The 12300-nt window shown below is 58.0% G+C and carries 11 protein-coding genes and 1 pseudogene; 4 read left to right on the top strand and 8 right to left on the bottom strand.

The genetic code is table 11. From position 1 onward, the window contains the following. Positions 1-124 precede the first annotated feature (124 nt). Genes ETEE_RS00775 through ETEE_RS00760 form a run of 4 tightly spaced genes read right to left on the bottom strand, consistent with a single transcriptional unit; the run spans position 125 to position 2032 of the window. The gene (locus tag ETEE_RS00775) at positions 125-394 is read right to left on the bottom strand and encodes a YdgH/BhsA/McbA-like domain containing protein (protein WP_012849020.1); all 270 of its coding nucleotides are present in this window, start codon (positions 392-394) and stop codon (positions 125-127) included. A 58-nt stretch (positions 395-452) separates the two neighbouring features. After that, positions 453-1181 carry a cytochrome c biogenesis CcdA family protein gene (locus ETEE_RS00770; protein WP_034162475.1) on the bottom strand — a complete coding sequence of 243 codons (729 nt, stop codon included), beginning with the start codon at positions 1179-1181 and terminating at the stop codon, positions 453-455. Between the two features lie 9 nt (positions 1182-1190). Then, the gene (locus tag ETEE_RS00765; RefSeq protein WP_034162474.1) at positions 1191-1568 is read right to left on the bottom strand and encodes a thioredoxin family protein; all 378 of its coding nucleotides are present in this window, start codon (positions 1566-1568) and stop codon (positions 1191-1193) included. Continuing rightward, entirely contained in the window at positions 1568-2032 is a 465-nt protein-coding gene (locus ETEE_RS00760; protein WP_034162473.1) for a DUF417 family protein, read from the bottom strand. Before ETEE_RS00760 ends, ETEE_RS00765 begins: the two co-directional genes overlap by 1 nt. Before the next feature lie 108 nt (positions 2033-2140). Between ETEE_RS00760 and ETEE_RS00755 the strand changes: the two genes are divergently transcribed. Continuing rightward, a complete protein-coding gene (locus ETEE_RS00755) occupies positions 2141-2752 on the top strand; it encodes a TetR/AcrR family transcriptional regulator (protein ID WP_034162472.1) in 612 nt (203 codons plus the stop codon). Positions 2753-2801: 49 nt separating this feature from the next. Here the strand turns inward: ETEE_RS00755 and pflA are convergent, their stop codons facing one another. From pflA to ycaO, 4 genes are all read right to left on the bottom strand, one after another. Continuing rightward, a complete protein-coding gene (gene pflA, locus ETEE_RS00750) occupies positions 2802-3542 on the bottom strand; it encodes a pyruvate formate lyase 1-activating protein (protein WP_034162471.1) in 741 nt (246 codons plus the stop codon). A gap of 262 nt (positions 3543-3804) precedes the next feature. Next, positions 3805-6087, bottom strand: a complete 2283-nt coding sequence (gene pflB / locus ETEE_RS00745) for a formate C-acetyltransferase (protein WP_034162470.1) — start codon at positions 6085-6087, stop codon at positions 3805-3807. 64 nt (positions 6088-6151) lie between these two features. Next, on the bottom strand, positions 6152-7009 hold the full coding sequence (focA, locus tag ETEE_RS00740) for a formate transporter FocA (RefSeq protein WP_034162469.1): 858 nt from the start codon (positions 7007-7009) through the stop codon (positions 6152-6154). Positions 7010-7417: 408 nt separating this feature from the next. Continuing rightward, positions 7418-9178, bottom strand: a complete 1761-nt coding sequence (gene ycaO / locus ETEE_RS00735) for a 30S ribosomal protein S12 methylthiotransferase accessory factor YcaO (protein ID WP_034162468.1) — start codon at positions 9176-9178, stop codon at positions 7418-7420. A gap of 143 nt (positions 9179-9321) precedes the next feature. Between ycaO and ansB the strand changes: the two genes are divergently transcribed. The 3 genes and pseudogenes from ansB to ETEE_RS00720 all read left to right on the top strand — a co-directional run. Next, entirely contained in the window at positions 9322-10368 is a 1047-nt protein-coding gene (ansB, locus tag ETEE_RS00730; RefSeq protein ID WP_012849011.1) for an L-asparaginase 2, read from the top strand. 259 nt (positions 10369-10627) lie between these two features. After that, entirely contained in the window at positions 10628-11719 is a 1092-nt protein-coding gene (serC, locus tag ETEE_RS00725) for a 3-phosphoserine/phosphohydroxythreonine transaminase (protein ID WP_034162467.1), read from the top strand. A gap of 103 nt (positions 11720-11822) precedes the next feature. Then, positions 11823-12266, top strand: a pseudogene (locus ETEE_RS00720) (IS110 family transposase); the annotation flags it as partial. Positions 12267-12300: the final 34 nt, after the last annotated feature.

Raw genomic sequence — 12300 nt, 5'->3', positions numbered from 1 at the left:
AAAAGGCATTATGTGCGATGAATATACTGAAAATAACGGGAATGGCATGATGAATGGTATGCCGGGAGGAGACGGGGTTCGCGACGAAGAGCGGCCTCCGGGAGGGAGGCCTGGCGCAGAGAACCTATTTATAGATTTCAGCGGTTGCGGTGATGCTGCTACCCATGCCGGTAGAGCCTATCGAGGTGATATGGAAGTAGTCGCCCCCCTGCTGCGCGGTTTTCTGCGCCAGGGCATCGACGGTCTGATCCAGCGTGCCGTTGGGGATCTGGATCCGTACGGCGCCGATACGCTGCTGATCCATGGCCTGGCGGGCATCGATTTGGCTGGCGGCGAAGGCGGAAGTGGCGCTGAGCAGCAGGGCCAGGGTGGTTGCGATGGTATAGGTTTTCATAGGATTTCCTTCTTGTTTTTGCAGGTCAATAGCATTGTCTTAATCAGTCAATACGTGATTACAGCGCGGTGGTCAGGTTAATGAGCCACTCAGGAGACAGCGCGATGAGCCACTTCTCCAGGGTTTTATCCAGGCCACTCAGCACCAGCAGTCCGACGGCGAGCAGGCTCCAGCCCATGATCTTGCGGCCGGACTCCCCCAGCTGCACCAGCTTGGCGCGGCGCTGCAGGAAAAACTGGCGCGATAGCATGCCGATCGCCATCAGCGGCACCAGCGCGCCGAGGCTAAACACCAGCATGACGACGCTGACGCTGAGCAGGCTTTCGCCGCGGCTGGCCAGGGCGATGGCGGCGCCCAGGGTTGGACCGATACAGGGGGTCCAGACCAGCCCCAGCAGCAGGCCGACGATCAGCTGGCCGGCGGCGGAGCGCGGCTGAAAGGCGCTGAGCCAGGTCTGCCCGTGTCCGGTCAGCGCGCTGGTTTTCAGGCTCATCCAGGCTTGTATCCGGCTGTTCAATAGCCACAGAGCGACCAGCAGCATCAGCAGGGCGGCGCCGTAGCGCAGCGTACTGCCGTCAAATCCTAGGCTGAAGCCCAGCGAGGCGACGAGCACGCCGGTCAGGGTAAACGCCACGGCCATACCGGCGGCCAGGAATAACAGCCCCCAACGGCTGCGATCCATCGCCGATGAGGCCACGATAGGCAGGATCGGCAGGACGCAGGGGGAGAGGGTCGTCAGCATGCCGGCCAGCAGGCTGAATCCCAGTGTCAGCAGGCTTATCTCCATGGGATGTCCTCAGCGGCTCAGAAAGTCTGAGAGCGCGCTTGGCGATGTTTCGCCGATGCTGCGGCGGACCTCCTGACCGTGACGATAGAGGATCAGGGTGCTTTGCTGGCTGACGCGAAACTGCTGCAGTGCCGCCTTTTGGGTATCGAAGTTGACCTTAAAGACGCGCAGATCGCGCTGCTCCGGCTGGGCAAACAGCGGCGTGAGTTCACGCTCCTGCCGTTTGCAAACCGGGCACCAGTCGGCGTAGACATCAATCAGCACCGGCGCGCCGCTGGACTGTGCCTGGGTAAAGGCTGCGTCGCTATAGGGCTCTACGCTGGCGGCCTGAACGGCCGCCGACAGCAGCAGGGCGGGAATAAACAGTAGGGTGCTCAGGGCTTTCATTATGCCACCTCCGCGGTAGTCGGGGCCTGCATCGCCGCACGGCTGCGCTCGGCAATACTCAGGCTGATGCCCAAGAAGGCCAGATCCTTAAACAGGAAAAACTCGGTTACCGGCACCCCGTCGACCACTTTGAAGGCGCCCGGGGTGGTAAACATGAAGCTCAGGGTCACCAGGAAAATCACGCTGGAGGCCAGCCCGGCATAGAAGCCGATGTGCGGTCGCGTGATGCCGATCAGCAGCGCCACGCCCACCACGACCTCAGCCGTGCCGATCAGGTTGGAGACCATCTGGACGCTGAATACGCCGTACAGCCACCCCATCAGAAAATGGTGCTCGACCAGCGGCTTAATCGCTGCAGCCTCCGTCGGCGTAAATTTGAAGATGCCGAGCCAAATCAGGATCAGCGCCGTTGCCCACAGGCCGATCAGATAGCCGCGTCGTCCGTTGTATTTGCATGAATTCATAATTTCACCTTTTTGTAATGTTCGATACAATATACTATTATGGTATTGGCAAGTTGAGTCAAGTATTTTTGTATCTATCGATACAAAAATCGATACGCAGGGTAAAAAATGAAAGAGCACAACAATAAAAAGGCAGGGCGGCCACAGAAGTTTGAGCGGGAACAGGTATTGGATAAGCTGCTGCACCTGTTCTGGATGCAGGGCTATGAGGGAACCTCTATCGCCGAGATCGTGAAGTGCGCAGGGATTAACCCACCGACGCTGTATGCGTCATTCGGCAGTAAGGATCAGGTGTTTGCGCTGGTGATGGAGCGCTATGTCTCGCAGTACCTGAGCCAGGTGATCGCCAGCATCGAGACGCCGGGGCTGTCGGTTCCGGCCCGGCTGGAGCTGTTTTTGACCCGCTTTGTCGAGGTGATCACCCAGCCTGGCTATCCGCGCGGCTGCATGCTGCTGTTTGAGCTGTTCACTTACCACAAGAAGCCACCGACGGTCTTTGCCGGGCTGAGCAGCGCCGGGTTTACCTTTTTCAACGCGTTCTGCACGCTGGTGGCGCAGGGGATAGAGCGCGGTGAGATCCGCGGGGCGGGCACCCCCCAGGAGACGGCGACGCTGATCCTGGCCTTCGAGAAGGGGCTGGCGATGCAGGCGAAGGCGGGGAGCGATCGCGATATGCTGCTGCATATTAGCCGCCAGTTTGTGCAGATGCTGACGCGCTAAGCGGGCTACTGAGCCTCCGAGGCGGCGGCGCCTCGGAGGTGGGCGAGGCTTAATAGATAACCTTGTGACCATACTCGGTCAGAATACCCTTAACCTTCTCCATGATCTCGTGGGAGGGGGGCTTCACGTCGCCCAACTGATAGGTTTCCCCCATCGCTTCCCACTTGTGCTTGCCGAGTTCATGGTAGGGCAGCAGTTCTATCTTCTCGATATTCTTCATATCCTTGGTGAATTCACCCAGCAGGCGCGCCGATGCCTCATCGTCTGACCAGCCCGGGACCACCACGTAGCGGATCCAGGTTTTCTGGTTGCGTTTGGCCAGATAGCGGCAAAACTCCAGGGTGCGATGGTTGGAGACGCCGACCAGATTCTTATGGATATCGTCGTTCATCTGCTTGAGGTCAAGCATCACCAGATCGGTGACGTCCAGCAGTTCATCGACCACCGGATCATAGCGGCGTACGAAGCCGTTGGTGTCCAGGCAGGTGTGAATCCCCTCCGCCTTGCAGGCACGGAACCAGTCGCGTACAAACTCGGCCTGCAGCATGGCTTCGCCGCCGGAGGCCGTCACGCCGCCGCCGGAGGCATTCATAAAGTGACGGTAGGTGACGGTGTCTTTCATCAGCTCTTCGACGGTCACCTCTTTGCCGCCGTGGGTATCCCAGGTGTCGCGGTTGTGGCAATACAGGCAGCGCATCAGGCAGCCCTGGAAGAAGGTGATAAAGCGGATGCCTGGGCCGTCAACGGTACCGCAGGATTCGAACGAGTGGATGCGACCTGTTACTGACATTGCGGGGTTATCTCCAAAATTGACTGATCAATAGCAGTCATAAAACCACATGGGGCAGGGCGATATACGGGTAGCACCCTGTCACGCGGGTAGTAACTGTTTTGCCCGGTATCCCTTGGTACCAGCGTGCCAGAGAGCGCCCCGGCAAAACAGTCAATCCTATTGTTTTTTTGGATGGTTTAGTCTGTGCCTGACTCCTGATGATAAAAAGGCCCCACCGGGGTGGAGCCTTTATTTTATGCCATTTTACGCGGTCAGGGAATTAGATGGACTGCGTGAAGGTACGGGTAATAACGTCCTGCTGCTGCTCTTTGGTCAGCGAGTTGAAGCGGACGGCATAGCCGGATACACGGATGGTCAACTGCGGATATTTCTCCGGGTTTTCCATCGCATCCAGCAGCATTTCACGGTTCATGACGTTGACGTTCAGGTGCTGACCGCCTTCGATGGAGGCTTCGTGGTGGAAGTAACCATCCATCAGGCCTGCCAGGTTGGCTTTACGCACTTCGTCATCTTTACCCAGCGCGTTCGGCACGATAGAGAAGGTATAAGATATACCATCCTTCGCGTAGGCAAACGGCAGTTTGGCGACGGAGGTCAGAGAGGCAACGGCGCCTTTCTGATCGCGGCCGTGCATCGGGTTGGCACCCGGGCCAAACGGTGCGCCGGCGCGACGGCCGTCCGGGGTGTTACCGGTCTTCTTACCATAAACCACGTTAGAGGTGATGGTCAGTACAGACTGGGTCGGGGTAGCGCCACGGTAGGTATTCAGTTTCTGAATTTTCTTCATGAAACGTTCAACCAGGTCGCAGGCCATGTCGTCAACGCGCGGATCGTTGTTACCGAACTGCGGGTATTCGCCTTCGATGTCAAAGTCGATGGCCAGGCCGTTTTCGTCACGGATAGGCTTAACTTTGGCATACTTGATGGCGGACAGGGAGTCGGCGGCAACGGACAGACCGGCGATACCACAGGCCATGGTACGGAACACGTCACGATCGTGCAGCGCCATCAGAGAGGCTTCGTAGCTGTACTTGTCGTGCATGTAGTGGATGATGTTCAGGGCGGTGACATACTGCTTGGCCAGCCAGTCCATGAAGTGATCCATGCGCTCCATCACTTCGTCGAAGTTCAGAACGTCGCCTTTGATCGGCTCAGATTTCGGGCCGACCTGCATCTTCAGCTTCTCATCCACGCCGCCGTTGATCGCGTACAGCATGGTTTTCGCCAGGTTAGCGCGGGCGCCGAAGAACTGCATCTGCTTGCCGATAACCATCGGGCTTACGCAGCAGGCGATAGCGTAGTCGTCGTTGTTGAAGTCCGGACGCATCAGGTCATCGTTCTCATACTGTACGGATGAGGTATCGATGGAGACCTTGGCTGCGTATTTTTTGAACGCCAGCGGCAGTTTTTCAGACCACAGGATGGTCATGTTCGGTTCCGGAGACGGCCCCATGGTGTACAGGGTGTTCAGGAAACGGAAGCTGGTGCGGGTAACCAGGGTACGACCGTCCAGGCCCATACCGGCCAGGGATTCGGTTGCCCAGATCGGGTCGCCGGAGAACAGCTCATCGTACTCCGGAGTACGCAGGAAGCGTACCATACGCAGTTTCATGACCAGATGGTCGATCATTTCCTGCGCTTCTTCTTCGGTCAGTTTGCCGGCTTTCAGGTCGCGCTCGATGTAGATATCCAGGAAGCTGGATACGCGGCCGAAGGACATGGCGGCACCGTTCTGGGATTTAACCGCGGCCAGGTAGCCGAAGTAGGTCCACTGTACGGCTTCGCGGGCGTTGGTAGCCGGACCGGAGATATCGCAGCCGTATTTAGCGGCCATCTCTTTGATCTGACCCAGCGCACGGTGCTGTTCGGAGATCTCTTCACGCAGACGGATGGTCGCTTCCAGATCGATACCGTTTTCCAGTTTTTCCTGCAGAGAGGTGAACTGGGCAAACTTGTCTTTCATCAGGTAGTCGATACCGTATACGGCGATACGACGGTAGTCACCGATGATACGGCCACGGCCGTAGGCATCCGGCAGACCAGTCAGCACGCCGGATTTACGGCAGCGCAGGATGTCCGGGGTGTAAACGTCGAATACGCCCTGGTTGTGGGTCTTACGGTATTCGGTGAAGATCTTCTTGATCATCGGGTCCAGTTCGCGGTTGTACGCTTTGCAGGAACCTTCGACCATCTTGATGCCGCCAAACGGGATGATGGCGCGCTTCAGCGGAGCATCGGTCTGCAGACCGACGATCTGCTCGAGATCTTTAGTGATGTAACCGGCATCGTGCGCGGTAATAGTAGAGGCGATGTTGGTATCAAAATCGACCGGCGCGTGGGTGCGGTTTTCGATTTTGATGCCTTCCATGACTTTGTCCCACAGGGCAGCGGTCGCAGGGGTGGCACCGGCCAGGAAGGACTCGTCACCTTCATACGGGGTGTAGTTTTTCTGGATGAAGTCACGGATGTTGACTTCGTTCTGCCAGTCGCCGCCGGTGAAACCTTCCCATGCAGCTGCTTGTTTTTCATTAAGTTCGGTCATTTAACACCTACCTTCTAGTGTGGATTTCTTTGTAAACCCGTCCCTGCGCGGGATAAACATTACGTTAATGCTTATCGCCGCCGCGCAGATAAATTACCCAGTATGTCAGACCTACCAGCAGGCCGCCGCCGATGATATTCCCGAGCGTGACCGGGATCAGGTTGGCCGTAATAAAGTGACTTACTGTCAGGTTTGAGAACTGTTCCGGTGCAGCGCCTACTGCCTGCCAGAATTCCGGCGTTGCAAAATTTTTGATTACGATACCAAAGGGGATCATAAACATGTTTGCGATGCTGTGCTCAAAGCCACTGGCAACAAACATGGCCACCGGTAGGACCATGGCAAACATTTTGTCCATCAGGCTGCGTCCGGAGTAACTCATCCACACGGCCAGACAGACCATTAGATTAGCCAGAATGCCCAGACAGACGGCTTCCACAAAGGTGTGGTGCATCTTGTGATCGGCCGTTTTGAGCACGTTAAGTCCCCAACCGCCGTTCGCCGCCATATATTCACCGGAAAACCACATCAGCGCCACGAAGAACAGCGCGCCGATCAGGTTGCCGACGTAGACATTCAGCCAGTTTAAACCCAGTTGTTTCCAGGTGACGCGGCCGCTGGCTTTGGCGACCACGATCAACACGGTAGAGGTAAACAGATCGGCGCCGCAGACGACGACCAGCATCAAACCGAGCGAGAAGCAGATACCGCCTACCAGCTTGGCCAGGCCAAACGGAACGGTGGCAGTCCCTGTCGTAACGGTGATGTAAAAGGTGAAGGCAATAGAAATGAAGACACCAGCGGTGATCGCTAAATAAAAGGTTTTTAGCGGGTGCTTAGTGGCTTTGTAAACACCGGCATCTTCGGCCACTTTGGCCATTGCTGCGGGTAAAAGTAGGTCAAAGGGGTTGTCAGCTTTCACACTAACTCTCTCTTAAGATTAATCAGCGCCGAGATACTAGCAAAGCAGTATACGGCAAAAATTGACATGGATCATGCTGAGCGGCGGTGAGGCAGGTAAAAACACCCCAAAAACAGAGGGTTAATAGTAAAACTCATTGAAATAGAAAGGAAAAAAAATTTTTAAATTTTACGCTCTGAGTTGAAAAAATCCGTTGGGACAGTCGAAAAAAAAGCGAAAATATCGTTATAGAGGTAATGTTCTCGTATATTTATTGCTTTCTTTGTTTTTGTTATGTTGCCAAGGTAAATTTATTGTTATGCCGTGGCGGAATGCCGCCACCGCCCGTTGCCGAGCGGTGAACAGCATAAGGCGCACGGCGCGCGCTGTAAACCGGCGGCCACCGCGGTGGCCGCCGGCCGCTGTATATCAGGCTTGCCAGAAATGGCGCTTGGCCTGCTGTAGCTTTTCATAGGCCGCCAGCATGGCTCGGTGGGCCGGCAGCGCGCTGAACGCGTCGTCGACCGCCGTCAGCCCGTGGAAGCGCAGATCGCCGTTCAGGCTGGCCAGCGCCGTCTCAAGGGTATCTGTGCCGTACATGCGCGCAAAGGCGTCCATATATTGGTCGGGATCGCGCTGCTCCTCCATCGCCAGCAGCAGCAGAGTGTGCAGGCAGCGGTAAAATGCGGCGCGCTCGGCGCTGAAGACGGAGGCGTTGAACTCTTGGGTCCACTCCGTCCAGGTCAGCGCCTGCTCTAGATCGCCGCCGGCCAGCGCCAGCAGCGCCTTCAATTCGCCGATGCGCAGAGTATGCCAGGCGCTGCCGCTGTCACAGACGATGCCCAGCAGCTCCCGCACCCGGGTAAAGTCATCCATCCCCTCGTCATCCAGGCGCGTCAGCAGCTGCAGGTACTCCTCCTCTTCCCATTCGCTGTCCGGCAGCTGCAGCAGGGTGCTGCGCAGGCCAGCGCCCATGCTGTTGTTGGCCAGCAGCAGATCCTCCGCCGGATAGATGTCGGACATGCCCGGTGCCAGGATGCGGCAGGCGTCGACGCCCAGATGCCGGTAGTCGGCGATATAGACCTCTTGACCATCACGGGCGAACAGCGCCATCAGGGTGGCGAACTCCTGCTCGCTGCTGCCGCTGAAGTTCCAGTCGACAAACGGGTAGTCGGCATCCGCTTTGAACAGATCCCAAGAGAGGGCGCCGCTGGAGTCGATGAAGTGGGTCTCTAGGTTGGTGTGGTCGGCGACCTCTTCATCATCGAAGGTCGGCGCGGCGAAGACGTCCAGATCCTTCAGGCTGCGGCCCTGCAGCAGCTCGGTGACGGTACGCTCCAGCGCGACGCCAAAGTCTGGATGGGCGCCGAAAGAGGCGAAGCAGGTGCCGTTGGCCGGGTTGAACAGCACGACGCAGATCACCGGATAGCGTCCACCCAGCGAGGCGTCATAGGCCAGAATCGGGAAGCCTTCGCGCTCCAGGGAGGCGATGGACTCGACCACCTGGGGATAGCGCGCCAGCGTCTCCGGCGGGATCGTCGGCAGGCTGATGGCTTCGGCGATGATGCGGTTCTTGACATAGCGCTCGAAGATTTCCGACATCCCCTGCACCCGGGCCTCGCTGGGAGTATTGCCTGCGGCCATCCCGTTGGAGACATACAGATTACCGATGATATTGACCGGAATATAGACCGTGGCCGAGTCGGACTGGCGGATAAAGGGCAGCGCGCAGATCCCGCGGTCGGCGTTGCCGGACTGCAGATCGATCAGATCGCCGGCGGCCAGATCGCTGTCGGGATCGTAGAAGGCGCGCAGGCTATCGTCCAGTAGCCCAGAGGGCAGGCGGTCATCCTCCGGCAGCGGGAACCATTTTTCGTCCGGATAGTGCACAAAGTCGCCGTTGGCGATAGCGCGGCCCAAATAGAAGTCGGCAAAGAAGTAGTTGGTGGACAGGCGTTCAAAGTATTCGCCCAGCGCGGAGGCCAGCGCCGCCTTTTTGCTGGCGCCTTTGCCGTTGGTGAAGCACTGCGGGCAGTCGCGATCGCGAATATGTACCGACCAGACGTGCGGTACCGGGTTCAGCCAGCTGGCCTCTTCTATATTAAAACCCAGCGCCTGCAGCTGTTGCTGAAAACGATCGATCGAATCTTCCAGCGCGGCATCTTTGCCGGGGATAAAGGTCTGTGTCATTTGTGTCACTTTATGCGGAGGTCAAAAGCGCATGATACGTTTTTTTAGCCTATTCCTCCACGTATTCGCTATGTCTGTCTGAGGTCACATTTTTTGTATGGATAAAATAGATAATTCATGCAGTTAACATAAGGAGAATTGGGATGAAGTTAGTCAAGGTTAGCCTGTTGGCACTATTGGTTTCCGGCTTTAGCGGCGCGGCGCTGGCGCTGCCGAGCATCACCGTACTGGCGACGGGCGGTACCATTGCCGGCGGCGGCGACTCCGCCACCAAGTCCAACTACACCGCCGGGAAGGTGGGCGTAGAGGCGCTGGTGGACGCGGTGCCGCAGCTGAAAAACATCGCCAACATCAAGGGTGAGCAGCTGGTGAACATCGGTTCCCAGGACATGAACGATCAGGTCTGGCTGAAGCTGGCGAAGAAAATCAACGCCGAGTGCAGCAAGACCGACGGGTTCGTGATCACCCACGGCACCGACACGATGGAAGAGACGGCCTATTTCCTGGATCTGACCGTGAAGTGTGACAAGCCGGTGGTGCTGGTCGGCGCGATGCGTCCGTCCACGGCGATGAGCGCCGACGGCCCGTTCAACCTGTATAACGCGGTCGTTACCGCCGCCGATCCGGCCTCTGCCAACCGCGGCGTGCTGGTGGCGATGAACGATACGGTGCTGGATGGTCGCGACGTGACCAAAACCAACACCACCGGGGTGGAAACCTTTAAGTCCGTCAACTATGGCCCGCTGGGTTATATCCACAACGGCAAGATCGACTATCAGCGTACGCCGGCGCGTAAGCACACGACCCAGACGCCGTTTGACGTCAGCAAGCTGACCTCGCTGCCGAAAGTCGGCATCGTCTACAACTACGCCAATGCCAGTGCGCTGCCGGTTGAGGCGCTGGTGAAAGACGGCTACCAGGGGATCGTGAGCGCCGGCGTCGGCAATGGCAACATGTATAAGACGGTATTCGACGCGCTGGCCAATGCCGCGCACGACGGCGTAGCGGTGGTTCGCTCCTCCCGCGTGCCGACGGGCTCAACCACGCAGGACGCCGAAGTGGACGACGCCAAGTACGGCTTTATCGCTTCCGGTACGCTGAATCCGCAGAAGGCCCGCATCCTGCTGCAGCTGGCGCTGACGGAGACCAAAAATCCGCAGCAGATCCAGAAAATCTTCAACACCTACTGATAGCGGACGGGGGCATACGCCCCCCGTTTCCCGCCGACCACCCGATGGCGCCCTAGGGCGCCATCCTGCATCTTTCTGCGCCGGATCTTCCGTTTTGGCTACGCTTATGACAGGGGCGCTGCGTCCTCTTGGGGCCATGGCCGACGGCGGCATGGGCTCGGCGGGTGATAACCGTTGCGGCGTCTCTCCTGCGGTGATACAACCAAAGACCTGTCAACCAAACACCTACGGGTGAAATTTAGCGAGAGCGGTGAGTGACATGACTCAGGTTTATAATTTCTGCGCCGGGCCAGCGATGCTGCCGGTAGAGGTACTGCGCCGGGCCGAGCAGGAGCTGTGCAACTGGCACGGACTGGGGACCTCGGTAATGGAGATCAGCCATCGGGGTGAGGCGTTTATGCAGGTGGCCGCCGAGGCCGAGCAGGATCTGCGCGATTTACTCAAGGTGCCGGCGGATTACCGCATCCTATTCTGTCACGGCGGCGCCCGCGGTCAGTTTGCCGCGGTCCCGCTCAACCTGCTGGGGGCTGAGCGGACGGCCCGGGCCGACTATGCCGTCGGCGGCTACTGGGCGCAGAGCGCGGCAAAAGAGGCGCAGCGGTACTGCGATCCCCATGCGATCGATATCGCCCACCGCGTGGACGGTAAGCTGGCGATGAAGCCGATGGCGCAGTGGGATCTGCTGGGCGATAGCGCCTATCTGCACTATTGCCCGAATGAAACGATCGACGGTGTCACGATCGATGAGGAGCCGGACTTCGGCGATCGGGTGGTGGTGGCCGATATGTCTTCGACCATTCTCTCGCGTCCTATCGACGTGAGTCGCTACGGGCTTATCTACGCCGGCGCCCAGAAGAACGTCGGGCCTGCGGGGATCACGCTGGTGATCGTGCGGGAGGACCTGCTGGGGCGCGCGCGTCGGGAGATCCCGTCGATCCTCGATTATCAGGTGCTGGTGGAAAACGACTCCATGTTCAACACGCCGCCGACCTTCGCCTGGTATCTGTCGGGGATGGTCTTCAAGTGGCTTAAAGAGCAGGGCGGGCTAGGCGAGATGGCGCGCCGCAACCAGGCCAAGGCCGATCTGCTGTATCAGGCGATCGACGGCTGCGAGTTTTACCGCAACGATGTGGCGCCCGCCAACCGTTCGCGGATGAACGTGCCGTTCCAGATGGTGGACAGCGCGCTGGATCCGCTGTTCTGGGATGAGGCGCAAAAGGCCGGGCTGCATGCGCTGAAGGGGCATAAGGTCGCCGGCGGCATGCGGGCCTCTATCTATAACGCCATGCCGCTGGCCGGGGTGCAGGCGCTGGTGGCGTTTATGGCAGACTTCGCCCGTCGCCACGGCTGATTTTCTGCGTGCGGCGTAAGCCCCGTATCCGCGGGGCTAATGAGATGGCCTCCTCATCCTGTGAGCGGTACGTTGATAGGGTGTTTTACTTTAGGGCGCCAGCGTGCAAAACGTTGCGCTTATTGATAGCGATCTCGGCAAACCGCCCTTTTACATCCATTGCCAAGATAAGTCTGGCAAGGCGCTTTTGCGTAAGAGATTCACGCGCCTGACGCTAATGCAGTTTCTGGCGACATGTCCATCCTCCGCTGTTGCTATGGCGGCCTGTGCCGGCGCCCATGTTATGGCACGGCGTATCAGCGATATCGGCCATAAAGCAAAACTGCTCTCTCCACAATTCGTGCGTCCGTTTGTCAAAAGTAATAAAAATGACTTTGTCGACGCTGAAGCAATATGTGAGGCCGCATCGCGACCATCAATGCGTATCATCCAGCCGAGAACAGCGATTCAGCGGGCAATGCGAGCGCTGCATCGGGTCAGGGAATCACTCATCAGAGACAAGGTGAAACCCACCATGAATCCAAAATCAGTGTTGCAAAAATGGGGGTGAGCGTAGATTTTTTATTGGCATCGCCGTCGAG

This window comes from Edwardsiella anguillarum ET080813 (assembly GCF_000264765.2).
GTDB classification, from domain to species: domain Bacteria; phylum Pseudomonadota; class Gammaproteobacteria; order Enterobacterales; family Enterobacteriaceae; genus Edwardsiella; species Edwardsiella anguillarum.
The sequence above is the reverse complement of the archived record's forward strand: the minus strand, read 5'-3'. Positions and strand labels throughout refer to the sequence as shown.

Coding starts and splice junctions, on each gene's coding strand:
- ETEE_RS00775 (WP_012849020.1), bottom strand. CDS start 394: ATGAAAACCTATACCATCGCAACCACCCTGGCCCTGCTGCTCAGCGCC.
- ETEE_RS00770 (WP_034162475.1), bottom strand. CDS start 1,181: ATGGAGATAAGCCTGCTGACACTGGGATTCAGCCTGCTGGCCGGCATG.
- ETEE_RS00765 (WP_034162474.1), bottom strand. CDS start 1,568: ATGAAAGCCCTGAGCACCCTACTGTTTATTCCCGCCCTGCTGCTGTCG.
- ETEE_RS00760 (WP_034162473.1), bottom strand. CDS start 2,032: ATGAATTCATGCAAATACAACGGACGACGCGGCTATCTGATCGGCCTG.
- ETEE_RS00755 (WP_034162472.1), top strand. CDS start 2,141: ATGAAAGAGCACAACAATAAAAAGGCAGGGCGGCCACAGAAGTTTGAG.
- pflA (WP_034162471.1), bottom strand. CDS start 3,542: ATGTCAGTAACAGGTCGCATCCACTCGTTCGAATCCTGCGGTACCGTT.
- pflB (WP_034162470.1), bottom strand. CDS start 6,087: ATGACCGAACTTAATGAAAAACAAGCAGCTGCATGGGAAGGTTTCACC.
- ycaO (WP_034162468.1), bottom strand. CDS start 9,178: ATGACACAGACCTTTATCCCCGGCAAAGATGCCGCGCTGGAAGATTCG.
- ansB (WP_012849011.1), top strand. CDS start 9,322: ATGAAGTTAGTCAAGGTTAGCCTGTTGGCACTATTGGTTTCCGGCTTT.
- serC (WP_034162467.1), top strand. CDS start 10,628: ATGACTCAGGTTTATAATTTCTGCGCCGGGCCAGCGATGCTGCCGGTA.